The organism is Micromonospora sp. NBC_01796, assembly GCF_035917455.1.
Lineage (GTDB): Bacteria > Actinomycetota > Actinomycetes > Mycobacteriales > Micromonosporaceae > Micromonospora_G.
In genome coordinates, this window is the sequence record NZ_CP109078.1 from 4,700,976 (window position 1) to 4,725,693 (window position 24,718).

Annotated in this window: 20 protein-coding genes and 2 tRNA genes; 13 read left to right on the forward strand and 9 right to left on the reverse strand. The window is 70.0% G+C overall.

From position 1 onward, the window contains the following. Nucleotides 1–14 precede the first annotated feature (14 nt). The 7 genes from OIE47_RS21725 (at nucleotide 15) to OIE47_RS21755 (ending at nucleotide 5,714) form a co-directional block, all read left to right on the forward strand. On the forward strand, nucleotides 15–2,174 hold the full coding sequence (locus tag OIE47_RS21725) for an MMPL family transporter (protein WP_326563193.1): 2,160 nt from the start codon (nucleotides 15–17) through the stop codon (nucleotides 2,172–2,174). Then, the gene (locus OIE47_RS21730) at nucleotides 2,164–3,405 is read left to right on the forward strand and encodes an NAD(P)/FAD-dependent oxidoreductase (RefSeq protein ID WP_326556378.1); all 1,242 of its coding nucleotides are present in this window, start codon (nucleotides 2,164–2,166) and stop codon (nucleotides 3,403–3,405) included. Before OIE47_RS21725 ends, OIE47_RS21730 begins: the two co-directional genes overlap by 11 nt. 136 nt (nucleotides 3,406–3,541) lie before the next feature. Continuing rightward, nucleotides 3,542–3,615: transfer RNA gene (locus OIE47_RS21735), tRNA-Ile, on the forward strand. 115 nt (nucleotides 3,616–3,730) lie between these two features. Beyond that, on the forward strand, nucleotides 3,731–4,081 hold the full coding sequence (locus tag OIE47_RS21740; protein ID WP_326556379.1) for a type II toxin-antitoxin system RelE/ParE family toxin: 351 nt from the start codon (nucleotides 3,731–3,733) through the stop codon (nucleotides 4,079–4,081). 30 nt (nucleotides 4,082–4,111) lie between these two features. Next, complete coding sequence (locus tag OIE47_RS21745) at nucleotides 4,112–4,384, forward strand: helix-turn-helix domain-containing protein (RefSeq protein WP_326556380.1); 273 nt, start codon at nucleotides 4,112–4,114, stop codon at nucleotides 4,382–4,384. Nucleotides 4,385–4,518: 134 nt separating this feature from the next. Then, the gene (locus tag OIE47_RS21750; protein WP_326556381.1) at nucleotides 4,519–5,124 is read left to right on the forward strand and encodes a permease-like cell division protein FtsX; all 606 of its coding nucleotides are present in this window, start codon (nucleotides 4,519–4,521) and stop codon (nucleotides 5,122–5,124) included. After that, nucleotides 5,124–5,714 carry a SigE family RNA polymerase sigma factor gene (locus OIE47_RS21755; RefSeq protein ID WP_326556382.1) on the forward strand — a complete coding sequence of 197 codons (591 nt, stop codon included), beginning with the start codon at nucleotides 5,124–5,126 and terminating at the stop codon, nucleotides 5,712–5,714. The genes OIE47_RS21750 and OIE47_RS21755 overlap by 1 nt, the downstream gene beginning before the upstream one ends. 38 nt (nucleotides 5,715–5,752) lie before the next feature. Here OIE47_RS21755 and OIE47_RS21760 read toward each other — a convergent pair whose 3' ends face one another. The 3 genes from OIE47_RS21760 to OIE47_RS21770 form a co-directional block, all read right to left on the reverse strand. Then, entirely contained in the window at nucleotides 5,753–7,189 is a 1,437-nt protein-coding gene (locus OIE47_RS21760) for an MFS transporter (protein ID WP_326556383.1), read from the reverse strand. 95 nt (nucleotides 7,190–7,284) lie between these two features. After that, nucleotides 7,285–8,913 (reverse strand): hypothetical protein, encoded by a 1,629-nt coding sequence (locus OIE47_RS21765; protein ID WP_326556384.1) that lies wholly within the window; start codon nucleotides 8,911–8,913, stop codon nucleotides 7,285–7,287. A 114-nt stretch (nucleotides 8,914–9,027) separates the two neighbouring features. After that, a complete protein-coding gene (locus OIE47_RS21770) occupies nucleotides 9,028–10,650 on the reverse strand; it encodes a hypothetical protein (RefSeq protein ID WP_326556385.1) in 1,623 nt (540 codons plus the stop codon). A gap of 207 nt (nucleotides 10,651–10,857) precedes the next feature. Between OIE47_RS21770 and OIE47_RS21775 the strand changes: the two genes are divergently transcribed. After that, nucleotides 10,858–11,232 carry a YciI family protein gene (locus tag OIE47_RS21775; protein WP_326556386.1) on the forward strand — a complete coding sequence of 125 codons (375 nt, stop codon included), beginning with the start codon at nucleotides 10,858–10,860 and terminating at the stop codon, nucleotides 11,230–11,232. A 94-nt stretch (nucleotides 11,233–11,326) separates the two neighbouring features. Here the strand turns inward: OIE47_RS21775 and OIE47_RS38050 are convergent, their stop codons facing one another. Beyond that, entirely contained in the window at nucleotides 11,327–12,082 is a 756-nt protein-coding gene (locus OIE47_RS38050; RefSeq protein WP_442791977.1) for a helix-turn-helix domain-containing protein, read from the reverse strand. A gap of 232 nt (nucleotides 12,083–12,314) precedes the next feature. Here OIE47_RS38050 and OIE47_RS21790 point away from each other — a divergent pair, with 232 nt between their 5' ends. The 5 genes from OIE47_RS21790 to OIE47_RS21810 all read left to right on the forward strand — a co-directional run bounded on the left by OIE47_RS21790 (nucleotide 12,315) and on the right by OIE47_RS21810 (nucleotide 17,230). Continuing rightward, nucleotides 12,315–12,980 (forward strand): DUF4097 family beta strand repeat-containing protein, encoded by a 666-nt coding sequence (locus OIE47_RS21790; RefSeq protein ID WP_326556387.1) that lies wholly within the window; start codon nucleotides 12,315–12,317, stop codon nucleotides 12,978–12,980. A gap of 154 nt (nucleotides 12,981–13,134) precedes the next feature. Next, a complete protein-coding gene (locus OIE47_RS21795; RefSeq protein ID WP_326556388.1) occupies nucleotides 13,135–13,950 on the forward strand; it encodes an alpha/beta fold hydrolase in 816 nt (271 codons plus the stop codon). Between the two features lie 65 nt (nucleotides 13,951–14,015). After that, on the forward strand, nucleotides 14,016–14,795 hold the full coding sequence (locus tag OIE47_RS21800; RefSeq protein WP_326556389.1) for an SAM-dependent methyltransferase: 780 nt from the start codon (nucleotides 14,016–14,018) through the stop codon (nucleotides 14,793–14,795). A gap of 31 nt (nucleotides 14,796–14,826) precedes the next feature. After that, the gene (locus OIE47_RS21805) at nucleotides 14,827–16,047 is read left to right on the forward strand and encodes an MFS transporter (RefSeq protein WP_326556390.1); all 1,221 of its coding nucleotides are present in this window, start codon (nucleotides 14,827–14,829) and stop codon (nucleotides 16,045–16,047) included. A gap of 103 nt (nucleotides 16,048–16,150) precedes the next feature. Beyond that, the gene (locus OIE47_RS21810) at nucleotides 16,151–17,230 is read left to right on the forward strand and encodes a discoidin domain-containing protein (RefSeq protein WP_326556391.1); all 1,080 of its coding nucleotides are present in this window, start codon (nucleotides 16,151–16,153) and stop codon (nucleotides 17,228–17,230) included. 17 nt (nucleotides 17,231–17,247) lie between these two features. Here the strand turns inward: OIE47_RS21810 and OIE47_RS21815 are convergent, their stop codons facing one another. The 5 genes from OIE47_RS21815 to OIE47_RS21835 all read right to left on the reverse strand — a co-directional run bounded on the left by OIE47_RS21815 (nucleotide 17,248) and on the right by OIE47_RS21835 (nucleotide 24,549). Continuing rightward, nucleotides 17,248–20,442: an ATP-binding protein gene (locus tag OIE47_RS21815; RefSeq protein WP_326556392.1), complete on the reverse strand. Its 3,195-nt coding sequence runs from the start codon at nucleotides 20,440–20,442 to the stop codon at nucleotides 17,248–17,250. Continuing rightward, nucleotides 20,442–21,095: a hypothetical protein gene (locus OIE47_RS21820; protein WP_326556393.1), complete on the reverse strand. Its 654-nt coding sequence runs from the start codon at nucleotides 21,093–21,095 to the stop codon at nucleotides 20,442–20,444. The genes OIE47_RS21815 and OIE47_RS21820 overlap by 1 nt, the downstream gene beginning before the upstream one ends. Then, nucleotides 21,082–22,098: an endonuclease domain-containing protein gene (locus OIE47_RS21825; protein ID WP_326556394.1), complete on the reverse strand. Its 1,017-nt coding sequence runs from the start codon at nucleotides 22,096–22,098 to the stop codon at nucleotides 21,082–21,084. Before OIE47_RS21825 ends, OIE47_RS21820 begins: the two co-directional genes overlap by 14 nt. A 539-nt stretch (nucleotides 22,099–22,637) precedes the next feature. Beyond that, nucleotides 22,638–22,710 (reverse strand) — tRNA-Gly (locus OIE47_RS21830). 153 nt (nucleotides 22,711–22,863) lie between these two features. Then, nucleotides 22,864–24,549 carry a pectinesterase family protein gene (locus tag OIE47_RS21835; RefSeq protein ID WP_326556395.1) on the reverse strand — a complete coding sequence of 562 codons (1,686 nt, stop codon included), beginning with the start codon at nucleotides 24,547–24,549 and terminating at the stop codon, nucleotides 22,864–22,866. Between the last annotated feature and the right edge of the window lie 169 nt (nucleotides 24,550–24,718).

Consider the following 24,718-nt stretch of genomic DNA (forward strand, 5'->3'; position numbering starts at 1 on the left):
CGGCGGGGGTGAAGATGAGGGGAATCCGCAACCGGACCGTCGGCACGCTGGTCGCCGTCGCGGTGGTTCTCGGCTGGCTGGCGATCACCGGGTTCGCCGCCCCGTTCAGCGGACGGCTCGACGACGTCGCCACCAACGACAACGCCGCCTTCCTGCCGGCCGACGCGGAGGCGACCCACGCCGACAGGTTGGCCACCGGCTTCATCGACCGGCAGACCACACCCGCGCTGGTCGTCTACGAACGGACAAGCGGGATCACCGACGCCGACCGGCAGCGGATCGCCGCCGACGCGGACCGGTTCGCCCAGGTACCCGGCGTGATCACCCCGCTGCCGCCACCGGTGCCCAGCGGGGACGGCCAGGCGGTCCAGCTCATCGTCCCGCTCGACTCCAGCGGTGACGGCGGCGACCGGATCCACCGGGCCGTCGACGCCATGCGGGGGATCACCGGGCCGGGCGCCGACGGACTGCTCGTCGAGGTCGCCGGACCGGCCGGACTCCTCGCCGACCTGGTCGCCGTCTTCTCCTCGATCGACGGGCCGCTCCTGCTGGTCACCCTCGTCGTGGTGCTGGTGATCCTGCTCATCGTCTACCGCAGCCCGGTGCTCTGGATCTTCCCGCTGCTGGCCGCCGGGGTGTCGTACATCGTCGCCACGCTGCTCGTCTACGTCCTCGCCGACAACGACGTGATCAAACTCAACGGGCAGGCGCAGGGCATCCTCACCGTCCTCGTCTTCGGCGCCGGCACCGACTACGCCCTGCTGCTCATCGCCCGCTACCGGGAGGAACTGCACCACCACCCCCGTACGATCGACGCCATGATCGCCGCCTGGCGCGGCGCCGGACCGGCCATCTTCGCCTCCGGGACCACGGTCATCGCCGGCCTGCTCTGCCTGCTCCTGTCCGACCTCAACTCCAACCGGGCCCTCGGCCCGGTCACCGCCGTCGGCGTCGGCGTCACCCTCGTGGTCATGCTGACCTTCCTGCCGGCGATGCTGCTGCTCGGCGGCAGGTGGGCATTCTGGCCCCGGGTACCGCACGCCGGCACCACCGACCGCTCCGGCGGCCTGTGGCGGGCCATCGGCCGGTTCATCGGCCGCCGCGCCCGATGGGTCTGGCCGATCACCGCCGCCGGGCTCGTCGCGCTCGCCGCCGGCCTGACCCAACTCGGCGGCACCACCCTCGGCCAGGCCGACCTGTTCACCGAACAGACCGACTCCGTCGACGGGCAGCGCATCATCGACCGGCACTTCCCCGGCGGGCTGGGCAGCCCCGCGACGATCTTCGTCGCCGCCGACACCGCCGACCGGGTCGCCGAGGTCGCCCGAGCCGTCCCCGGCGTGGCCCAGGTACAGCCCCTGACCGTCGCGCCCGGCGCCGGCGGCCAGGCCGACCCGTCCGCCGGTGCGTCGGCCCCACCCAGGGTCGTCGACGGCCGGATCCAACTCGAGGCGACCCTGACCGAGGAGGCCGACAGCCTGGCGGCGCGGGACACCGTACGGCGGTTGCGGGTCGCCGTACACGCCGTTCCCGGCGCAGGGGCGGTGGTCGGCGGGTTCACCGCGATCAACATCGACACCAGCGACGCCGCCGACCGGGACCAGAACGTCATCATCCCCACCGTCCTCGGGGTGATCGCCGTGATCCTGGCCCTCCTGCTCCGCTCCCTGCTCGCCCCGCTGCTGCTCATCGTCACCGTGGTGCTGTCCTTCGCGGCCACCCTGGGACTCTGCGCGGTCCTGTTCACCCACGGCTTCGACTTCCCCGGCGTGGACGCCTCGTTCCCGCTGTTCGCCTTCGTCTTCCTGGTCGCCCTCGGCGTCGACTACAACATCTTCCTGATGAGCCGCGTACGTGAGGAGTCCGCCAAGTACGGCACCCGACCCGGCGTACTGCGCGGACTCTGCGTCACCGGCGGGGTGATCACGTCGGCCGGGTTCGTACTGGCGGCGACGTTCTCGGCGCTCGCCGTACTCCCGTTGGTGATCCTGGTGGAACTCGGCCTGGCGGTCGCCCTCGGTGTCCTCATCGACACCATCGTGGTCCGATCCCTGCTGGTCCCGGCGCTGGCCTACCACATCGGACCGGCGATCTGGTGGCCCAGCAAGCTGCAGCGGGTGGACCCGGGCGAGCCGCCCGAGGACCCTGACTACCATGCCCGCCATGCCCGCTGAAACCGACGTGGTGATCGTCGGAGGAGGACTCGCCGGACTCGCCGCCGCCCGCCGACTGCACCGGGCCGGCGTGCCCTGGCTGCTCGTCGAGGCCGCCGACCGGCTCGGCGGCCGGATCGCCACCGACCGGGTCGACGGCTACCTGCTCGACCGGGGCTTCCAGGTGCTGAACACCGCCTACCCCCGGCTCGGCACCCTGCTGGACGTCGACACCCTGAAACTCGGGTACTTCAGCTCCGGGGTCCTCGTCCGCCGCAACGGACACCTGCACCGGCTCGCCAACCCGCTGCGCGACCCGATCGCCGCACCGCTGTCGGCGTCGGCCGACGTCGGCACCTTCACCGACCGGCTCCGGCTGGCCGCGCTCGCCACCACCTGCGCCGCCACGCCCGTGCACCGGCTGCTCGACGCCCCCGAGGTCACCACCGAACAGGCCCTGCACCGGGCCGGGCTCTCCGACCGGATCATCGAGGAACTCCTCCGGCCGTTCCTGTCCGGCGTACTCGCCGACCCGGCCCTGGAGACCTCCAGCCACGTCAGCGCCCTGATCGCCCGATCCTTCGTCCGGGGCAGAATCGGCGTACCGGCGGGCGGGATGGGTGACCTGCCGGCGGCGATCGCCGCACCGCTGCCCCGTACCCTGCTGCGCCTCGGCACCCCGGTCAGCGCTGTCGGACCCGGCCTGGTCCGTACCCCCGCGGGCGACATCCGCTGCCGGGCCGTCCTGGTCGCCGTCGATCCGGGTACGGCAACCGCGCTGCTACCCGCCCTCGGCCCCGTACGCACCCGCGCCCTCACCACCTACTACCACTCGGTGGACCGGGCACCACTGGACGAGCCGATCCTGCTGCTCGACGGCGACCGGCGCGAACTCGTGGCGAACACCGTCGTGATCAGTCGCGCCGCACCCACCTACGCCCCACCCGGCCGGCACCTGGTGAGCAGCTCCGTGGCCGGGCCGAACCCGCCACCCGAGCCTCTGGTCCGGGCCGAACTCGGTCGGCTCTACGGCTGCCGGACCGACGACTGGGAACACCTGACCACGATCACACTGCCGGCCGCACTGCCGGCGGCCCCGCCGAACCAGGGCCGGCTGCGGCGGCCGGTCGACCTGGGGGAGGGTGTGTTCGTGGCCGGTGACCACCGGGACAGCCCGTCGATCCAGGGCGCCCTGGCCAGCGGCTGGCGGGCCGGTGCGGCGGTCGTACGCCACCTGACACCGGCGGTCTGAGCCGTCCGTACGGTGTCGGTCGGCGCTGTTATTCTCGCGGTGCCGGCCTGTTCGGGGGTCGCGACGGGTAGTTGCTTCGTACCCGTCAGCGGTCGGCGGACGCGCAGGCACGCGGGTTACCATTCCCGCACCACAAGGGGTGGTAGCTCAGCAGGTTAGAGCAGGGGACTCATAATCCCTCGGTCGCGGGTTCGAGTCCCGCCCGCCCCACCTATGCCCCTGACCTGTCAGTTCTTGTTGTCGTGCGATCAAGATGCGAACCGCGCCCGGGGCCAACGGCCGACTGGGCTGCTGGACTGGTCGCCGCCGTTATAGCATCGTCGCTATGACCTGGGGTATTGTCGAATTGGAGCCGGAGGTCGAGAAGTGGCTGGCGGACCTTCCGACGGTGCTGTTCGCCCGGGCGGCGTTCTACGTGGATCTGTTGGCGGAGCAGGGCCCGTTACTGGGTGAGCCGTACACGAAGCAGCTTGATGGCAAGTTGCGTGAGCTGCGGTTCTACCTGGAGCGACAGGCAGTGAGGATCACTTACTGGGTCGCGTCCGACCGGCGAATCATCCTGCTTACGGTGTTTTACAAGACGCGCATGCGGGATGAGCGGGAGGTCGAGCGCGCGCGCCGGGCGTTTGCCCGGTGTGTCGAGGAGGCGCACCGCGTCGAAGAGGAGAGGGGCTAGGTCGTGGGTGAACGGGCAGACTGGGCCAGCATGCGGGACCGGCGTATGGCCGAGCCGGGAGCCGCGGAGGCGTACGACGCGACACGGTTGGCGTTCGAGCTTGGCCGTGCGGTTCGGGAGCTTCGCGAGCGACGGGGTTGGAGTCAGTCGCAGCTCGCCCAGGCATCGGGGATGACACAGTCGGCTGTCGCTCGGTTCGAGGCGGGCGGCACCGTGCCGACCCTGCCGGTGCTGGAGCGGTTGGCGGCGGCGTTGGACGTAGGCCTCAACGTCAGTTTCGGGCCCCGTAACGCTGCGGCTTGAGTCGTTGGCGACGCGCCCGGTCGGCAGTTGTCCTGGATCTCCCCCGGTGGTTCGGCTTCGGGAACGGATGTGACCGATCCGGTGTCCCAACCAGTCATCACAGATTGGAGCCCACCAGACCACGGGAGTGAACGATGGACCAGAACCTGCGACTGCTGTTCGACCGCGCCTTGGCTGACGAGCCCGAACCGCCGGGTGACCTCGCCGGCCGGGCCATGGCCACCGGTACCGGTCTGCGTCGCCGCCGACTGCGGGTGATGGCAGCGGGTATGGCGGGTGTGGCGGCCATCGCCGCCTTGGGGGTGGTGAACGTGACCGCATCGCCGGAACGGTCGGCACCACCGACGCCGGTGCCAGCGGGGTTCGGGATGCTGATGAACCCGGTGTGCGAATCGCCGGTTCGGGACACGGCAACCGATGTTTCGATCTTCCTGACCGTAGACATCACCGATCAACAGCGCACCGCGGTGCACCGGATACTGGATGCGGATCCGACGGTTCGAACCCTGACCTTCCAGAGCCGCGAGGAGGCGCTGGCCAGGTACCGGAAGACATTCGAGGACGTGCCGGAGCTCGTCGCCGCCGTCGAAGCCAGCCAGCTTCCGGAGTCGTTCCGGATCAAGCTGACCGAACGGTCGCGGTACGCCAGCCTGGCGTCCCGTGTCGAGCGCGAGCCCGGGGTCGACGAGGTCATCGGCAGCGCGTGCCCCGTCGGCACGAGCGTCTCGACGGCCGACTGATGGCAGACACGTGGAACCCTCCCGTCGAGGGGGCGCCCCGGGACACCCGGCAGGGTCTGATGACCCGGTGGGGCACGGCTCGGCGGCGCGAGCAGACCGCCCGGCAGGCGGAGTTCACGGCGTTCGTCGTGAGTACGTCGCCGAGGCTGCGGCGTACCGCCTATCTGATGTGCCGCGACTGGCACCTCGCACAGGACCTGACCCAGATCACCTTCGCGAAGATGTACGCGACCTGGGGCAGGATCCGGCACACCACGAATCTGGAGGCGTACAGCCGCCGTGTCCTGATGAACGCCGTCTTCGACCAGAAGAAGCGGCGTAGCGACTCCGAACTGGTACTCGCCGAGCTACCCGAGGCGCCGAACCAGTGGCATCACGACACCGCCGAACTGCATGTCGCCCTGCTACGGGCGCTGGCTACCCTGCCCATTCGCGACCAGGCCATCGTGGTGCTCCGGCACTGGGAGGATCAGAGCGTCGAAGCCGTGGCCAGCATCCTCGACGTGTCCGTGTCGGTGGTCAAGACACAGAATTCCCGTGCGCTGGCCAGGCTGCGGGCGTTGCTCGGTGAGGACTTCGTACGCATCTGACAGCACGTGGCGGGCTCGCCCGCCGTGGTGGCCACGGTTCAGCCCTGCTCGCCGTCGGGGCGCAACTGTCGTTGGGCGATCAGACCCGCCACGGCGGCGAGTACGCCACCGCCGAGGATCACCGGCCGGGTGCCGTCGACAAGGAAGGCGGCGCTGCCGATGCTCACGTGTCGCTGGCCGATGACCGTCACCAGAAGCGGCGTCAGGACCACCGAACACCCCAGGACGACCTTCAGCATCGACTGGTAGAGCGCGTTGACCCGGCCACGCATCGAGTCCTCCACCCGGATGCCGATGATGGTGACACCGGTCAGGAACGCGGCCCCGGCGCAGGCACCCGTCAGCACCACGGCCGGTAACGCGACCGCAAGGTGTGGGGAGAGCGCCACCAGGACGAGCGCGCCCCCGGCGGCGACGATCGCGAGGCCGAACAGCCTTTCGTGCGACAGGCGGCGGGCCAGCCCGGGTGCCCCGAGGATGCCGACCACCAGTCCGAGAAACGCGGCGAGCAGCAGCAGCCCGAAGGCGGCCTGGCCACCGAGCAGGCTCAGCGCGTACGGCTGGGCCGAACCGACCACGGCGCCGGCGGCGGCGAGCGCGCCCATCATGCCGACCAGCAGGCCCCGGACGACCGGGGTGCCGCGCAGGTAGCCGACGCTGTCGCGCAGCATGGCGCCCAGACCTGGACCGGGTGCGGGGGCGGGGTCGGTACCGGTCACGATCCGGAGCGGATCGCCGTTGTGCCGGCCGTGATCCGTCGACGGGACGGATCCCGACAACTCGGGCAGGAGAGTGGCGATCGAGGTGGCGCTGGCCAGGTAGAACAGGGCCGCGACGACGATGGCGAGCCGGGTCAGCCCGTTCATGCCGATCACGTCGGAGGGCAGGCCGAAGACGGTGCCGGCCCCGGTGATCAGGGTGAACAGACCACCGCCGACCAGAATCGTGACGCCGTACGTCATGACCAGGCCGAGCTGGGCCGCCGGGGCGAGCTGCTCCGGACGCCGCAAAAGGCGGGGCAGCGACGCATCCTTCGACGGGATCCACATGGTCGTCGCCACCTGGACGAGGAAGCCGCCGACCAGGATCCACCAGTACGTGTTCACCACGGCGATCGACAGGAGGAGCGCGCAACGGGCCAGATCGGCGACGGCCATGACCGTACGCCGATCGAACCGGTCCGCGACCAGCCCGGCGATCGGCGCGAACAGCAGACCGGGCAGCAGGTTCGCGAACAGCACACCGCTGAATGCGAAGTTCACCCCGGCGGCGCTGGTGGCCAGGGTGCTGGCCAGCGCGGCGAGCCCGGACAGAGCCAGCCAGTCCCCCGAACTGCACAGACCGGTGACGATCAACAGCCGGCGGAACGCCCGCAGCGCCAGGACCTCCCGGACGGAGGCCGGCGCGGGCGCGTCAACTTGCCCCGAGGTGTCCGTATCCCCAGCTACAGGGCCCTGCTCAGCGCTAATCGGCACCTGCGCACGTTAGACCGGCGGGGTTCGTAGAGCAAAGATCCCCGCACGTGTGCGCCCCCGCCGTCTCGTCGACAGGTGGGGGCGCACACTGCCGGTCAGCCTTCGGTGATGGTGAAGACCAGCGGTCCGCCGGGCACCGGCTCGCTGGCGGGGTCGCCGAGCACGTCGTAGCTGGTGGTGTGCTCGGCCACGTCGGTCAGGGTGAAGCCGATCCTGTACTCGCCGACACCGAGGCCGTACCAGCCCAGATAGAGGTAGTCGGTGAGGGTGCCGTCCTCGGCCTGATCTCCACTGCCCCACGACTGGTAGACGACGTTGCCGTCAGCGTCGTAGACATAGGTGGTGGCGATACGGGCCGGCGCGATCTTCAGCGCGGCGGAGACCGTGAGCTCGACCGGCGGCATGTTGCTCAGCTCACTGGCCGGCGCCGTCGTCGGGTTGAGGGTCGCGGCCAGGGCCGTGGGGGGTTCGGTGCTCGCCACGCGGGTGATGCTGACCTGCGGGTCGGGGGCGCCGAACATCGAGCCGTACAGCGCCGCATTGCCGGCCCCGTCGACGATCGTGACACCGGTCAGTGAGCATTGCGCGGTGCCGGTGCTGACCCGTACGGCGACGGCGACGCGACCGTCCGGCTTGGTGACCGGCTCGGCCAACTGCCCGCAGCCGGCCTCGAACCAGAAGCGGAGGGACGCCACACCACGATGTGCGCCGGTGACTGCCATGGAGAGCTCGACGACCGCGTCAGCGCGCCAGTTGTCGACCTCGCCGGGGGAGACGACGAAGTCGCTCGCCTGCAACGTCGAGTTGGACGTCACGGTGATCGACGGCACCGTGGGGTTCTGGTAGGTCGTACGAACGCCGGCGTTGTTGAACAACACGAGCTGCGTGAGCCGCCAGTTGCCGGGGTTGGCACCGGACGGGAGCGTCACCGGGACGGTGCACGCCACGCGGTTGGCTTCTTCGCCGCCGCCGGCGTACGCACCGCCGCAGGTGATGGCACCCGAGTTGTCGGGCTCCCGCTCCCAGGTGAACGGCGTCGTCACGCTCTGGCCGCCCGGGCCGGCGACCTTGAGCGTGCCCTTCCAGAAACCGGCGCCGTAGTCCTGGACAGTGAGGTCGTAGGGGTAGGCGACCGGCTCGTCGCCGACGTAGAGGAAAGGCTCGCGGTTGGCCAACCGGATCTCCTCGATCGTGGGGCCGGACGCGTCGACCAGGGTCTGGGCCGCGAACCGGGAGCCGGGGAGCGCCTGCAGCTTGGCGCCGGATACGGTCGCCTCCCGCTCGCCGGCCACGATGGTGACCTTGGTGACCTCCCAGGTGGTGGACGCCGCGTCGGAGTAACGCGGCACCCGGAAGTCGTAGGCGTAGGTCGACTCCTGAGGCGTGCCGGAGACGAAGGCGGCGTCCTCCCAGATCGAGTCGAAGACGTAGTTCGCGATGCGCTCGTGGCCAACCAGCTCGCCGGTCACCGTGCTGCGCGTGCGGAGGGTGACCACACCCCGGACCGTCTCGGCGTCGGGATCGGTGTTGGTGACGGTGAACGTGAGCCGGTTGGACACGGAACCCTGGGTCGCGTCGATGGTGGACTGCGCGAAGGAGAGCGCGGACAGCGTCAGTCGTGGGGTGGCGGCGTGTGCCGCCGCGCTGCCGAGGACCGTGGTGGAGGCGGCCAGGGCGAGCGTCAACGTCCCGCGGAGGAATCCGCGAGCGAGAGATCGGGACATGGATGGATTGATATCACCTGCGTGCGCTTTTGGATGGCCCAGGTGAGCAAGCTCGGACAGAGCGGAACAGGCGGGGCGAGCCGAGTGGAAACCACCGACCCGCCCCACCTCTGATCAGCCCTCGGTGATCGTGAGGACCACCGGACCGCCCGGCAGCGTCTGGCTGGTCGGGACGTCCAACATGTTCCAGTAGCTGCGGAGGCCGGAGGCGTCGTGCAGCCTGAAGCCGACCGTGTACTCGCCAGCTTCCAGACCCCAGTAGCCGAGCGACAGGTCGTACGTGAGTGAGCCGTCGGGCGCCTGGCCCCCGGATCCGGTCGTCTGGAAGACGATGACGCCGTCCGCGTCGTACACGTAGACGGGCATGCTGGTGACGGGCGCCACCTTCACCTCGGCCTGCACCGTGAGCCTGATGGACCGGTTGGAGAGCTGGCTCAACGGGATCGATGCGGGGTCGAGTGCCGCACTGAGTGCCGTCGGCGGGTCGACGCTCGGCACCTGGTCGATCGAGATCTGCGGGTCCGGTGCCGATACGTCGGAACCGTAGAGCGCGAGATTGCCGGAGCCGTCCCGGACGGCGAGCGCGGTCACGTCGCAGCCGCGTGCACGGCTGGGCACCCGTACCCGGACGGCAAGCCGGCCGTCGGCCTTGGTGTACGGCTGCCCCTCCGGCGAGCACCCGCCACGGAAGGTGACGTCGAGCTGGGATATGCCGCGGGTGGCGCCGGTGACCGCCATCGAGAGTTCGGCGGTCACGTCGGCGCGCCAGTTGTCGACCGGGTTCGGTGACACGACGAAGTCGGTGGCCTGCAGGGTCGAGTTGGACGTCACGACCATCGACGGCCCGGCCGGGTTCTTGTAGGTGGCGCGACCGCCCGTGTTGTTGATCAGGATGATCTGGGCGACCCGCCAGCTTCCCGGAGCCGTGCCCGGCGGGAAGTTCATCTCCATCGCGCACGGCACGTAGTTGCCGTCGGCGTCGCCGCTGCCCGCCAGGCCACACCGGAAACCGGTGCTGTACTCGTCGCGCCCCCAGGTGATCTGGGTGCTGATGCTCTGACCGCCGGGGCCCACCAGCTTGATCGAGCCCTTCCAGAATCCGGACTGGTAGTCGTTGATCGTCAGGTCGAGCGCGAAGTAGGACGGCTCGTCCCCCACATAGAAGTGCGGGGCACGCCCGTTGTGGAGCGCGAGAAAGCCGAACGTCGGCGCGGACGAGTCGGTGAGCGTGTTCACGGTGAAGCGGTAGCCCGGGAAGGTGCTCAGCCTGGCGGCGCCGACCGTCGCCGAAATATCGTCGCCCTGGAGGGTGACCTTGGTGACCTCCCAGGTCGCCGTGGCCGCGTCGGAGTAAGGCCGCACCGGCATCTCGTAGGCGAACGTCGCCTCCCGGGGCGTGCCCGAGACCAGTTCCATCTCGCCCCAGTGGTAGTTGTAGTCGAAGCGCGCCACACGGTCGTGACCCAGCAACTCGCCCGTCACCGAACTGCGCATGCGCAGCGTCAGCGTGCCCGCGAGGTTCTGCGCGTCGGGTTCGGTGTTGGTGACGGTGAACGTGAGCCGGTTGGACACGGAACCCTGGGTCGCGTCGATGGTGGACTGCGCGAAGGAGAGCGCGGACAGCGTCAGTCGTGGGGTGGCGGCGTGTGCCGCCGCGCTGCCGAGGACCGTGGTGGAGGCGGCCAGGGCGAGCGTCAACGTCCCGCGGAGGAATCCGCGAGCGAGAGATCGGGACATGGATGGATTGATATCACCTGCGTGCGCTTTTGGATGGCCCAGGTGAGCAAGCTCGGACAGAGCGGAACAGGCGGGGCGAGATCGCGGTAACCGCAGGCGGTCGAGATCCCGTGAAAATTCCCTCCGGCACAGCGTCGGATCCGGGACGGGTCATTCGTGGAACAGGCGAAGGCGGTCGGAGAGGCCGTCGGGACAAGGAGTCATGGGATGACGAAGTATCTGATCTCGTTCAATGACGGCGCGATGGACCACATCCCCGCCGAGGACATGCCCGACGTGGGCAAGACCTCGCACGCGGTGATCCAGGAGGCCGTGAGCGCCGGCGTGTTCGTGTTCGGCGCCGGACTCGAACGCCAGCAGGCGAGCATCGTGGCCACGGACGGAATGGTCACCGACGGCCCCTACCCGGAGACCAAGGAGGTCATCGGCGGGTTCGTGGTGCTCGACGTGGCCTCACGTGCGGAGGCGCTGGCGTGGGCTGCCAAGATCGCCGCCAGTTGCCGCTGCGCGCAGGAGGTCCGGGAGCTCATGCCCGACCCCGAAACGGACGCGATGCTCCGCGAGGCCGCCGGTCGGGGGTGACATCCCGACGATTGCGGCAATCCCGGGGATCGGGCTGAGGCGAGGCCCGGTCCCCGGGCCTTGGAGCGATCACGCGCCCAGTGGCGGTGAGGATCTACTCGTGGCCCGTACCCGGTTGGGTGGTGTTGTTCGAGGGTGTTTCGGGTTTGGTGTGGAGGACTTCGCGGGCCTGTTCCGCGGCGCGGGTGATGCTCTCGCTGATGAAGTCGAGGAAACGGGCGATGTTCTCCAGGCGGGCGGCGGCGGGGGTGTGGGGGCCGAGGATGGTCACGCCCTGGCGCGCGGTCTCGACGAGCTGGTCGTTGGATCGAGCGCCGGCGATCGTCGCCTGGTAGAAGAGCTCGTCGTCGACCACGTAGCGGTCGCGGCGGCGTTCGTCACGCTCTCGGCGGACGAGGCTCTGGCTCTCCAGGAAAGTGATCGCCTTCGAGATGGACGCCGGGCTGACCTGGATGCGCTGGGCGAGTTGGGACGCGGTGAGGCTGCCCGCGTCCGTGGTGAACAGGCAGGTCAGCACCCGGGCTGACATCTTGGTCAGGCCCGAGGCCATCAGGACGGTGGTAAGTCTCTCCTCGTAGTCGGCCACGGCGTCGGCGTCACGTCCGTGTGGCTGCGGGACCGACTCCGCCCCCGGGGAGGAGGCGGGCCTGCGTCGGTGGGCGCGGCGTTCGGTGGCGCGGTGGGCCAGGTCGGCGCGGTAGGCGTTGGGGCCGCCGTTGCGCATCACCTCGCGCGTGATCGTCGAGGTCGGACGATCGAGGCGTCGGGCGATCTCGGCGTACGGGAGGCTGTCGGTCAGCCCCAGCGCGATCTGCTGGCGTTCCTGCTGGGTGAGCCTGCCTCCCGGCATCGCGATCTCCTTGTTGGTCCTTCTCCGATGGCCTTCGAACTATAGCGTTCACTTCTTACCCATTGCAATGATCGGGGTGGCGCTCGTTGCATTGATTTCACGGTCGTTGCAACACTTTCTCCTCGTTTACCTGTAGAAACACGGCTCCAATGCAACAGGCATGTTGCCGGGTTTTGGAAAGCAACGTAGCGTTTCCGGTGTCAGAAACAACGAACGAGCACGGGAGAGCACGATGCAGAAGTTCGACACCCCCGCCCCGATCGCCACCGTCCTGAACATCCCCGCCGGACGCGTCCAGTTCATCGCCGCGGACCGCGCCGACACCACCGTCGAGGTACGGCCCGCCGACCCCGCCAAGAGCCGCGACATCAAGGCCGCCGAACAGACCACCGTCACCTACACCGACGGCGTCCTGCGGATCACCACCTCGACCCCCGACAACCGGCTCCTCGGCCCGTCCGGGTCCCTGGAGGTCACCGTCCAGTTGCCCACCGACTCCCGGATCGAGGCCAAGGCCGCCAGCGCCGAGCTGCGCGGCGTCGGACGCCTCGGCGACGTGACCTTCGAGGGCGCGTACCGCCAGATCAAGATTGACGAGGCCGGGAGCCTCCGCCTCACCGCGATCGACGGCGACGTCGAGGTCGGCCGGCTCAACGGGCCCGCGGAGATCAGCACCGACAGGGGCGACATCCGGATCGCCGAGGCCGTACGCGGGTCGGTTGTGCTCCGTACCCAGTCCGGCAACATCTCGGTCGGCGTGGCCGCCGGCGTCTCGGCGGCCCTGGATGCCGGCACCGGCCACGGCCGGGTCAGCAACGCGCTCAAGAACAACGGCGCCACCGAACTCGACATCCACGCCACCACCTCCCACGGCGACATCACCGCCCGCAGCCTCTGAACCAGCGCCACCAGGACCACCCGGCCGGGCCCACCGCGAGCGAGGTCCGGCCGGTCGCCGCCGACAACGCGGCAGTCCGCCCGAGGCGCCCGCAGGCCCACCCGCAAGGCCCGAAAAAGTCGTACGAGACAGCCAACCCGACAAGGCGGAGAAGATGACGAAGAACAGCACCTCCTCGACCGGTTCGACGTGGACCGGCGTGCTCCCGGTGGAAGACACGGCCCTGGCCGTCACCGACACCGGCGGTCCCGGTATCCCGGTCGTCTACCTCAACGGCCAGTTCGCCACCCAGGGGTACTGGCGGCGGGTCGTCGCCGAACTCGGTACGGGGTGGCGGCACATCACCTACGACGAGCGGGCACGGGGCAAATCCAGGCGTTCGGCGGACTACTCCTTCGAGGCGGCCGTCCGGGACGTCGACGCGGTTCTCGCGGCCAGGAAAGTGGACCGGGCGCTGGTGGTCGGCTGGTCCTACGGGGCCGTCGTCGGGGCGCACTGGGCCAGCCGGAACCCGGAGCGTGCCCTGGGCGCGGTCCTGGTCGACGGTGCGTTCCCGCACGACTGGCTCGACGACGCCATGGAGCAGCGGATCCGGAAGCTGTTCCGGCGGATGAGCTGGTTCCTCCCGCTGCTGCGCCCGACCGGCCTGGCGCCGAGGATGACCGCCGAACAGCAGGCGAACAGCAACATCGAGCTCGGCAGGCTGTCCCGCGAACGCGAACTCGGCCCGGTGCTGGACAGCATCACCGTCCCGGTCCGGTACGTGGTCGCCTCCGGGACCTCCTTCGGGAGCCGCGGTGGCGAGCAGGAACGGATACGTACCAGCCTCGACGCGGTGACCGTCCGCAACCCGAACATCCGGATCGGCGCGAAGGTGGACAGCAACCACGGTGCGATCCTCAAAAAGGACTTCCCGGCCATCGCCGAGGCCGTACGCGAGGTCGCCGCCCTCGACCACGGAAAGCGGTGACCACTCGCGCCGACTGGCGAGAGGCGTCACAGTGGAGTGATCGACCCGTGACGGAAGGGCATGTGGTGACCGATCAAACGGCGAGTGTGTCGGAGATCTACGCCGATCTCGCATCCGGGGAGCAGCCCGGCGGGGCAGCGGGCAGGATCGTGGCGGCGAACGAGCGGACCCGCGACCTTGCGCGGGCGAACCGCGCCTGGTTGGAACGGGTGGTTCGTCACCTGATCGCGCAGGGCGTACGGCAGTTCGTGGACGTCGGGTCCGCGGCGATCGCGGGCGAGGGCAGTGTCCACGCCATCGCCGCGTCGATCGTCGCGGACACCCGGGTGGTGTACGTGGACATCGACCCCGAGGCCGTGGCGCAGTTGACGGACGCGTTGCGCGGTGACGAGCGGGCAGTGGCTCTGGAGGGCGACCTGACGCAGACGGCGGAGCTGCTGCGCCGGGTGGAGGGGACCGGTCTGATCGACCCGAACGAGCCGGTCGGCCTGCTGCTCGCCGCGGTGCTGCACTTCGTGCTCGACGACGAGGCTGCCGATCGGGCGCTCGCGACGACGCGGGAGTGGCTGCCGTCGGGCAGTTACCTGGCGATCTCCCACGGGGCGACGGAGTCGTTCACCCCCGAGGAGGTGGAAAAGCTACGGGCGGCGTACGCGAAGACGGCCGCGATCCGGTCCACCGCACGGACCCGCGAGCAGGTCGCCGCGTACCTCGGTGACTTCGAGTTGGTGCCGCCGGGCGTGGTGTTCGTCAGCCAGTGGAGGCCCGAGCTGGTTCCGGCGGGGCCGTCGTTCGAGCGCCCGGAACGGTCCGGGTTGCATGCCGCGGTAGGGCGCAAGGCATAACAACAAAGGCTTCACGTCTTACCGTGGCAGGGTGACCCCACCCCGAGTGGCACCGCCGCCGGAGATCAGCCGCCGGTTGACGTTCCTGCTCGCGGTGGCGGCGGGAGTAGCCGTCGGCAACCTGTACTGGGCGCAGCCCCTGCTCGGCTTCATCGCGGGCGACCTGCGGGTGGCGACAACGACGGCCGGATGGCTGGTCACCGTGACCCAGATCGGGTACGCCGTCGGCATCCTGCTGCTCGTGCCGCTCGGTGACGTACTGGACCGCCGCCGGTTCGTCCCGGTGATGCTGCTGGCCTCGGCCGTCGCGCTGCTGCTGTGCGCGCTGGCGCCGTCGATCGGACTGCTCCTGCTCGCGTTCGGTCTGCTCGGTGTGTCGACTATCTCCGGGCAGGTCCTCACACCGCTCGCCGGGGACCTGGCCGGTGACGCCCAGCGTGGTCGGGTCGTCGCCGCCATCGGGTCCGGGACCCTCACCGGGATCCTGGTCTCCCGTACGGTCAGCGGGTTCGTCGCCGGTGCCGCGGGTTGGCGTACGATTTTCGCCCTCGCCGCGGTTGTCGCCGTCGTGCTCGCGGTGGTCCTGTACCGCGCGATCCCGCCGCTGGCGCCCCGAACGCGGGTGTCGTACCCGGCGCTCATCGTCTCGGTCGGCGCGGTGGTCGGACGCGAGCGGGCGGTCCGGTGGACGCTGGTCCTCGCCGCCACCGGGTTCGCCGCGTTCACGTTGCTCTGGACGGCGCTGACGTTCCTGCTCACCGGCCCACCGTTCCGGTACCCGGTGTCGGTGATCGGGCTGTTCGGGTTGGCGGGCTTCGCCGCCGTCCTCGCAGTCCGGTACGCCGGCCGGCTGCACGACCGCGGCTGGTCGCTTCCGGCCACCGGTGCGGCGTGGACGCTGGCCCTCGGCGCCTTTGTCGTCGCGGTGTTCGCCGGCCGGTCGGTTGTACTGGTCGTCATCGTCGTTGTCGTGATCGATGTGGCCCTCCAGGGGCAGGCCCTGCTCAACCGGGCGCGGCTGCTGGCCATGTCCGACGAGGCCCGCAGCCGGCTCAACACGGCGCTGAGCACCGGCAACTTCATCGGCGGTGCCATCGGCTCCGCCGCCGCGACCGCGCTGTGGTCCGTGGGTGGCTGGACGGCGGTCTCGATCGCGGGAGCGGTGCTCTGCTGCTTCGCGCTCGTCGTGTGGGCGCTGGGACGTCGGGGCCCACTCGTGGCCCGGCCCGCCGTCTCTGCAGGTTCGCGATGATCCGTGGCGTCTACACCGGATATCGGTGCTCCTCGTCTAGGGTGGTGCGGGCTCACCGGCCCGGTCCGCTTCCGTACTCGCACCACGCAGAGGAATGGCCACGATGGCGAACCCTGTCGAGCAGCGGCCCGACGGCCCTGACGGTAGGCCCTCGTACGGCGACGTTCCCGACCTGGTCAGCGCGGCGGAGGCTGCGGAATCCGCTCCCCGCCTGCCGACCAGGGTTCCCTTCTCCGGACCGCACCCCGGCACCGCGAACCCGGACTGGCCGCAGACCGACGTCCCACCCCGCAGGCAGGTCGCGCCGCGCCGGAAGACCCCGGCCGCCTGGCACCTCCGGGGCGCGTTCGTTCCCCGCGAACCGGGCGCCGCGGGCGACGTACCCGTTGCCGACGCCGCCCTCGGCGGCGCCGGCACGGCACGGACCGAGCCAGACCCTTCGGCGGTGCCGCACCCGGACGCACCGGTGACCACGGGACGGAACCGAAAATTCCGGGTACGGATGCTTTCCGGCAGCGCCGTGGCCGCACTTCTCGTCGCCGGATCCCTGTGGTGGTGGGACACCCGCGTCACGATCGATCCGGCGTCGGCGACGTCACCGGAGGGTGGGACCGCGACGATGCCGGTCACCGCACCGGTGACCGGGGCAGCCTCCGCCGGCAGTGACGGGGCCTCCGCCGGCCCGGTCGATCCCGTCGCGCCGTCACCGACCCCGTCGCCGCGACCGGCCAACGAAACGCCACCGCCGTCATCCCCGCCCGCGTCGCCGGCCCCGCCGAAAGCGTCCGTGAACACCGCCGGCCGCAATCTCGCGCTGAACGGTGCGGTCACCGCCTCCAGCGTCGAACGCTCGGGGTGGGCCGCGCCTAACGCGGTCGACGGAGACCCGACAACCCGTTGGAGCAGCGGTTTCAGCGATCCGCAGTGGCTGCGGGTGGATCTCGGTGCCCGGTGGCAGATCAGCGAAATCCGGCTGACCTGGGAGAACGCGCATGCCACGACGTACCGGGTGGAGCTGTCCACCGACGGTACGACGTGGAAGTCGGTCTACAGCACCACCAGCGGCCGGGGCGGTGACGTTGTCGTCGAGGTCGCGCAGTTCCCCGCCCGGTTCGTGCGCGTGTACGGCACCAAGCGCTCGACCGACTACGGCTACTCCCTGCTCGAACTCGACGTCCGCTGACCCACCTTTGCGGACGGCTACTCCTCGGGTCCCTGCACGGTGGTGCGGGCGCGGACCAACACCTCCTCGGCGGTGAGTGGACTGCGCGGGTGGTGGCTCAGCGAGAGCGGGGTCCTGATCTTCCTGGGGGCGGCGCCCTCGGCGGCGAGGTAGAACTCGCCGACGGTCAGTCGGGAGATGTCCGGTACGTCGCCGCCCTTGGCCTTCGCCATCTCGCGTGCCGCCTCGATCTGGATCGGGCTGTTCATCAGGCCGTACACCTGTGTGGCGGCGTTGCCGGGGATCCGGTTGTGCAGGCCCTTCGGCGCCTGGGTGGCGAAGATCAGCCCTAGGCCGTACTTGCGGGCCTGGGCGGCCAGCGCCAGGGTGCTCTGGGTGCAGGCCGTCATCGCGCCCGAGGGGGCGAACGTCTGCGCCTCGTCCATGATCATCAGCCCGAGCAGGGGCCGGTCACCGGCCGGGTTCTTCTTGATCCAGGCGAAGAGCGCCATCTGGAGCTGGTTGACGAAGCTCTGACGGGCATCGTCGGACTGCAACCCGACCATGCTGATCACGGAAATCCGAGCCCGCTTGCCCGGCGCGGGAGTGAGCAGGAGACCGGGATCCATCGGGGTGCCCGCGCCGCCGAACAGTGGGTCGTTGACCATGGCCGCGGTCAGGGTCTGGGCAAGCCCGAGGCCGATCTTCTCGGCGTCGTCGAGATCGATCGTGCCGTCCGGCAGGTCGGTCAGGGTGTCGATGAGGCCCTTCAGCCGGGTGCCGCCGCGCTGACCGTAGTGCTCGATCGCCTTGCGCAGCACGGCGAGCCCGAGATGGGCCCTGGTCGCCCGGCCGGTGACCATCGCCCGTGGCGCGAGCGCGGCGACGGCAGCCTCGACGGCCTCGTTGAACTCGTCCGGATCGTCGCGCACGCTGCGGAAGTCCGGCAGCGGCTGGAAGCTGAGCGGTCGGCCCGAGGCCCGCCGCGGCGTCCAGACGACAACATCCGTGTACGCGAGATAGTCCGCTGCCTGCTCGGCGTCCCCCGGTCGCCAGTGTGCCGGCGGCTCGGGCCATCCCTCGCCCAGTCGGGCCAGGTCGTTGTTCGGGTCCAGGACGATCGCGGATACGCCCTGCAGGGCGCACTCCTCCACTATCCGGCGGATGAGGACGGTCTTGCCCGAACCGGAGCCGGCGAAGATCGTGGCGTGTTTCCGCAACGCCTCGAGGGACAGTCGGACCGGCGAGGTGTTGTCGTCGAAGTCGTAGCCGATGGTGAATCGCGGCTCCGCTGATTCCCCGGCCGGCACCCCGCCCGGTTCCGCGGCGGAGGAGCGGTCGTCCGGGGCGGTGGTTCCGGCGGCCGGCTCACCGGGCACCGCCGCCCAGGTGTCGACATCCGCCAGCGCCTGCTGGAGGAACTTCAGGTCCCGGGTCGGCCGGCGATCGGCGAGCCAGCCCTGGATGTCCATCGTCGACCCCTGGAGCATGATCCGGAGTGCGGACAGGATGCGCAGATCCTCGTCGTCCAGGGCGAGTGTCTGACCCCCGGCCTTCTCGAACTCGCTCACGGCGGCGCGGGTCTTCGTACCAACCGACCATTTCGTGTTGCGCAGCAGGAAGAGCCGGCGTTTCGGCGTACCCGTGTCGAGGGCCGCCGCCATGCACGCCTTGCGGATACGCGCGAGCGCCGCGATGTGGTGGTGTTCGTCGCTGACCGCCCGGAAGCACCAGTGGACCTGGTCCTCGGTGCGTTCGTTCAGGGTGAGACGCAGCCGGGCGTGCAGCGGAGGATCGGTGCTCGGCGGTGGGTCGACGCTGAAAGCCTCGCCGTCGTCGCCGCGTTCGAGGATCCACGCCGTGAGCCCGGCGGCGAGCAGTGGCGGGATCGTCTCGTTCTCCGACTCGCGACCGAGCGGTGCGGTGACGTCCGCCGACGCTTTCAACTCGGCGAATCGGGCGTCGAACTGTGCGAGTTCGTCGGCGGTGGCCACGACGGCTGCCGGGCGGGGCGCGCGGGGTTCGGTGGAGGGCGGTTCGCCCAGGCTGTCGAGCTGCCGGACCTGGCCGGAGGCGATGCAGTCGCGGATGTGCCGGTCGATCTCGATCAGTAACTGGCGTGGGGTGAAATGCCCCGCGTGGGCGAAGGCCCGGGGTGACACCGGCCAGGAGGGAAAGGGCGGCTCGAAACCGATCTCCCGGAACCGCGTCGCGAAGCGTTTCTCGACGATCGCCCTGGCCAGGTTGTCGTCGTTGATCCTCTTGAGCTGCGACGACAGCCGGAACCTGTCGGCCACCGTGTCGGCGGCGGCGGTCCTGATGATGGTCCAGGAGTTCGGTATGCAGGCGACGATGGTGAGCGTCCGCCGGGTCTGCTGCCGCAACGACATCAGCCCGTCCGCCATCCGGGCCAGCATCAGGGCCTGCTCGGGTTCCATCGCCGCCGCAGCCGGAAGGGCCGGATCGCTCTGGATCGCGAACTGGGCGATCAACGTGTCGATCTGGTCGATGGCGATCACCGACGGGCCGGTGAGAGCCAGCAGCCAGGAGAGGTCCTGGACGATCTGTTGCGCGGGCCGGGGCGCCTTGCGCATGCCCCACGTGTTCCGCTCTCCCGGAACACTTTCCTCGCCGGAGATGAAGTAGTTCTCCGCGAGATCGCGGTGCGCCACCTCCTCCGAGGCGGTCAACGCGAGCGCCCGAGCCGTCTCCTGACTCACCCGGGCCACGTGGCGGTCGAACCCGCCCAGGCCCTCGATGAAGGCGTCCAGGGCCGTACGGGTCAGCTCCGTTTCGCCCATGACCGCGCGCCGAGCCGTCCTGGGCGCACCGACCTTCTCCGACAGCCGCCGGAGAAGGAGCTTCAGCTGGGTCTCCGGGCTGCCGGGCACGGGCCGGGAGAGACCGTCGAGGATCGCGGACAGTACGTTGTCCCAGAAGCTGCCGGCGTCGAGCAGACCGACCAGGAAGAAGTAGCCTCCCCGCTCCTGCACCTGCTGCCGGGTCCAGCCGAGCAGGTGCGTCTTGCCGGAGCCGCGCTGCCCCTGCACCACGAGGCCGATCGGGCTGCTGTCCGTACTCGCTCTTGCCTCTTCGACTCCGTCGAGTACGTCGCGGACAACCGGTGCGTGCAGGCCGTCGACGTGGAACGGCAACGGTCGCCAGACGTCGTCCGGCACCGGCGCCCAGTTGAACCTCAGTGCCGCGAGGGCGGCGCGCTCCGCATCGTCCATTACACGCCGACCGCTAGCAGGTGGTTCTCCTGGCCACCGAGGTGCAGGGCGGCCTCGACGTCGGCTTCGGTCAGGGTCTTCTGGTTCGACTCGGGCACGATGTTCACCCCGTCCTCCAGGCTGAGCCGGCGCAGGGCCTCGTCGAGGACGTCCCTCGGCAGATCCGCGAAGAACGGGCGCAGCCGGCGCAGGCTCACCCAACCCCCGGGTTCCAGGGCGAGCGCCCGGTAGGTGGTGATGATCCGGAGCCGGAGCGCCGGCCCCGCGTCCGGGACCGGATCCGGTGCCGGACCGCGTACGTCGGTCAGTGCGAACAGTTCGGTGAACCCGGCACACCCGCTGCGCGCCAGTACGCGGTCACGCAGACTCGTCTGCAGGGCGGTCAGGGCGGCACCGTGTGCCGGCGCGCCCCGCTGACGGAAGTCCAGATCGTTCTGGACCCGTACCCAGCCCTTGTCGTCGAGTTGCAGCGCGTACGTGCGACCGCTCTTGCGGCTCGCCACGTAGTGCAGCGCGGTGAGCTTGTCGCGCTGCGGCTTCCGTACGTCGAGCCCGTACCGCTCGACCAGCTCGGTGTTGAGGACTTCTCGGGCCTCGGCCATCAGCACTATGAGAACGGCACTCTCGGATGCGTTCAGGTCATCGTTGGCCATGGTCTCGTCCTTCCGCTGTGTCACGCCGACGGGCCCGCAGATACGTACCGATCTGGTGGACGACCGCGCCGACGTCGTGGGTCACTCGGGTGTTGGTGAAGCGCAGGACGGCGTACCCGTCCAGTTGCAGCAGGACGTCGCGCTGCCGGTCGGCCTCGAAACGCGCCGGATGGCAGTGCTCCGGGCCGTCGAGCTCGACGACACAGCGTTCCTCCGGCCAGAGCAGGTCGAGCCGCACCGGTGAGCTGAGCGCGTTCGACTGGTAGCTCTGGTTCCACCTCCGGCCGGCGGCCCAGCTCTCCGCCGCGAGGGCGACCTCCAGGGCCTTCTCGACCGTGCTTGCCGGGTGTGGTCGGCCGACGATCGTCGCGTCATCGGCCGGACGGGCTGTCGGTGGTGGCGGGCTCAGTGACACCGCCGGGATCCGGTCCAGCTCGGCCGTGCCCGCGCCGACCAGCCAGACCGCCGGACCACCGTTCTGTACGAGCCAGTCGGCGCCGGCGGCGACGACCTCCCGTCCACCGGGTGTGGCGCCGGCCAGTTCCACCAGCAGCACCACCCGTCGCCGGCCGAACGCCTCCGCCACGAGCCGGGCCAGCGCGGCCGTACGGGTCCGCAGCGGAAGCACGGTTCTCGTCGGCCGGCGCCCGGTCAGGGCGAGGACCGCGAGTTCGGTCAGGAACGGGACGGGATAGTGCGCCCGGCGCGCGTGGGCGGTCGCGACCATTCGGGTTGCCGCCAGGCCGATGGTGTCCGGTCGGTCGACCTCCGCCGCGTCCGGTAGCCACGCCGGCAGCAGCTCGACCGCGACCCGTTCGAGGTCGTCCACGACGGCGTGGACAAAGTCGGCGGGCATGACGGGCGCGGCCGTGGGACGGGTCACCACGGCGGCGAGTTCGGTGTGCTCCCGGGCAATCATGAGGGCGAGCGCGTTCACCTCGGTGTCGGGAAACGAGACGACCCGATCTGTCGCCACGTCGTCGAGTTGCCGGGTCACGTACACGTCAATTCACCCGGTGGTGTTCGGGGAGGGAAAGCGTCGGACGGTCCGCGGTGGTCAGTGTTATCAACCCTCCCACGGCCGTGCCGACGTCCCGGGACAGCGTACGAATCGGCTTCGGTGAGCGCTACGGCGTCACCGTCGACGTCGGTCCCCATTCGGCGGGGTCGCATTTCCGTCGGGAGCCGTTCCGGTTGCCCGACCGCCGCTGTTTGCGCAGCTCAGCGTCGGTTCCGGCGACCCGGCTCCCGATCGGCCCCGACATCGGCGCAATTCGCCAGTGGTTAGTCGTATTTCAGACGCGAATATTCGGCAGCTCGACCAATGGTGCGGGTTACCGCGACCGTTCGCCGGGGCGGCCCGGAGCCGATTGCGGGCGGCCGGGTGCGGCCGGGCGGTAGGTGGCCGGCGAGTTCGTGCAGGTCGCGGAGGTCTCGGCACTGATGCTCGAACGGCATCCGGAGTGGGCCGGACGGAGTGGATCGAAAAGGGCGTCGGCTGCCTCTGCGCGGAACACCCGGCCTGACCGACAGGTAAGGAAGAGCGGACGACGGGACTCGAACCCGCGACCCTCACCTTGGCAAGGTGATGCGCTACCAACTGCGCTACGTCCGCATTTCACGCCGTCGGTACGTCTCGACGGCCGCGTCCGAACATTACCAGGACAGACCCGGCCCGGGTCGGACAGGTGCGTGGGGCGGAACCCCGACGCACGTCGCGGTACGGGGCGGCAGCCGCGCTGCTGCCGCCCCGCGATCACGTACGGGATCAGTAGATCGGGTTCCAGCCGTCCGGCCCGGCCAGGTACCTCGGGGCGGTGTAGTTCGGCGCCTGCGCGTCGGTGAGCTGCGGGCGGTCCGCGGTGACCGTCGCACCCGGCCCGCTGTTGCGGTACTCGAAGAACCGGGCGTCCCGCCAGGAGAAGCCGGACATGTCGGTCCACGGGGAGTTCTTGATGTGCGCCCCCAGCACGCTGTCGCGGAACACCACCTGGCCGATCGCGTTGACGTCACCGCTCGGGTGCCACGGCCGGCCGAGGTGCACGCTCTGCGCCGCGGCCGAGTCGGTGGTCAGCGTGCACTGGACAAAGAGGAATCCGTACGTGTTGCTGATCATGGTCGACGGCGCGGTGACGTACCCGTTGTTGCTCGACGACCCCCGGCTCAGCGCCTTGATCTCGCAGCGGTCGAAGACCGCCGTGCCCCGGCCGAAGATGAAGTCGACGTCGCCCTCGACATAGCAGTTGCGGTAGTACGACCGGCCGATCGTGGAGGCGTTCGCGCTGTTGGGGTAAAGCGTGTCCTGGTTGCCGAGGAACCGGACGTTGTCGAAGACCAGCCGGTCGGCCCGGGTGAGCACCGCCACCGCCTGCTCGGCGCTGTAGTTGTACGCCGACTCGTCGAAGCTGTTGGAGAAGGTGAGGTTCCGGGCGGTGAAGTCGTTGCCGTCGATGGTGACCGAGGCGCTGCCCGAGGTGCCGTAGGTGCCGCCGCCCGGTGCGGGTGTGCCGGAGGCGTTGTCGTAGGTGATCACCACGTCGGTGGCGTTCCCGGTCGATCCCACGAACGAGATGTACGGCTTGCCGGCCGGGATGGAGACCAGTTCCCGGTAGGTGCCGGGCTTGATGGTGATGGTGTACCGGCTGGAGTTCCCGGTCGGCACCGCGTTCACGGCCGCCTGCACGCTGGTGAAGTTTCCGCTGCCGTCCTTGGCGACCACCGAGGACTGCCCGCTCGGTGGGGGACCGGTGGTGGGGGGCGGGGTCGGCGTGATGGTCGGGGTGGGGGTGGCGGTCGGGGGTGTGGTGGGTGGCGTGGTGGGTGTGGTGCCGCCGCTGGTCACCGCGACGTCGTCGTACCGGGCGGTGGCGTAGAGGGTCTGCACACCGATCCGGCCGGTCCCGGCGATCGGGCTGGTGCCGGAGGTGACCAGGGTGCCGTCGACGTAACCGCGTACCGCCGAGCCGGCGATCTCGATCCGCAGGGTGTACCAGGTGCCGGTCGCGACCGACCGGGAGGCCGAGCCCAGTACGGTCGCCGTGCCGCTGCGTACCGCCTCCAGCCGGACCTGGTTGCCGGGTAGGAGGGCGAGCCGGAGGTAGGTCGTCGCGCCGGAGGCACGGGCGAGCAGGGCCACCGCGCCGTTTGCCGGCAGGGTCAGCGGCTTGACCCGTGCCTGGACGGTGTAGTCGGTCCAGGACGTGGTTCCGGCGAACAGTCGGGCGTTGTCCGTGTCGCCCTTGGCCTGCTGGAGTGCCTGGCCGTCGTCGGCGACCAGGGACCAGGTGCCACCGGACTTCGACCAGCCGGAGGTGTTCCCGTCGGAGAAGTCGTCGGTGAACAGGGTGGCGGCGAACGCGTACGGTGCGCCGCCGAGCTGGGTCAGGGCGAGCAGGACGCTGGTGGCGGCGGCGGTGGCGACGGTGAGCAGGGTTCGGCGGTGTGATCCGGGCATGGTGGATGAACCTCCGGGGACGGGCGGAGTGAGGAGGTCGGGAGCACGAAGAAAGCGCTTTCCTGCCGGACGGTAACCCTCCCATGGAAGCCTGTCAATGTGGTGCCGGTGTCATCGGCCGGGGTCACATCTCCGTTTGGCGAGGGACGTGGGTGGGGTATGAGTTGAT

What these genes read in the sequence shown, in the direction of transcription:
- OIE47_RS21740 (WP_326556379.1), top strand. Translation starts at nt 3,731, where the DNA reads ATGACCTGGGGTATTGTCGAATTGGAGCCGGAGGTCGAGAAGTGGCTG.
- OIE47_RS21775 (WP_326556386.1), top strand. Translation starts at nt 10,858, where the DNA reads ATGACGAAGTATCTGATCTCGTTCAATGACGGCGCGATGGACCACATC.
- OIE47_RS21815 (WP_326556392.1), bottom strand. Translation starts at nt 20,442, where the DNA reads ATGGACGATGCGGAGCGCGCCGCCCTCGCGGCACTGAGGTTCAACTGG.
- OIE47_RS21790 (WP_326556387.1), top strand. Translation starts at nt 12,315, where the DNA reads ATGCAGAAGTTCGACACCCCCGCCCCGATCGCCACCGTCCTGAACATC.
- OIE47_RS21750 (WP_326556381.1), top strand. Translation starts at nt 4,519, where the DNA reads ATGGACCAGAACCTGCGACTGCTGTTCGACCGCGCCTTGGCTGACGAG.
- OIE47_RS21795 (WP_326556388.1), top strand. Translation starts at nt 13,135, where the DNA reads ATGACGAAGAACAGCACCTCCTCGACCGGTTCGACGTGGACCGGCGTG.
- OIE47_RS21745 (WP_326556380.1), top strand. Translation starts at nt 4,112, where the DNA reads ATGCGGGACCGGCGTATGGCCGAGCCGGGAGCCGCGGAGGCGTACGAC.
- OIE47_RS21820 (WP_326556393.1), bottom strand. Translation starts at nt 21,095, where the DNA reads ATGGCCAACGATGACCTGAACGCATCCGAGAGTGCCGTTCTCATAGTG.
- OIE47_RS21835 (WP_326556395.1), bottom strand. Translation starts at nt 24,549, where the DNA reads ATGCCCGGATCACACCGCCGAACCCTGCTCACCGTCGCCACCGCCGCC.
- OIE47_RS21810 (WP_326556391.1), top strand. Translation starts at nt 16,151, where the DNA reads ATGGCGAACCCTGTCGAGCAGCGGCCCGACGGCCCTGACGGTAGGCCC.
- OIE47_RS21770 (WP_326556385.1), bottom strand. Translation starts at nt 10,650, where the DNA reads ATGTCCCGATCTCTCGCTCGCGGATTCCTCCGCGGGACGTTGACGCTC.
- OIE47_RS21765 (WP_326556384.1), bottom strand. Translation starts at nt 8,913, where the DNA reads ATGTCCCGATCTCTCGCTCGCGGATTCCTCCGCGGGACGTTGACGCTC.
- OIE47_RS21725 (WP_326563193.1), top strand. Translation starts at nt 15, where the DNA reads ATGAGGGGAATCCGCAACCGGACCGTCGGCACGCTGGTCGCCGTCGCG.
- OIE47_RS21730 (WP_326556378.1), top strand. Translation starts at nt 2,164, where the DNA reads ATGCCCGCTGAAACCGACGTGGTGATCGTCGGAGGAGGACTCGCCGGA.
- OIE47_RS21755 (WP_326556382.1), top strand. Translation starts at nt 5,124, where the DNA reads ATGGCAGACACGTGGAACCCTCCCGTCGAGGGGGCGCCCCGGGACACC.
- OIE47_RS38050 (WP_442791977.1), bottom strand. Translation starts at nt 12,082, where the DNA reads ATGCCGGGAGGCAGGCTCACCCAGCAGGAACGCCAGCAGATCGCGCTG.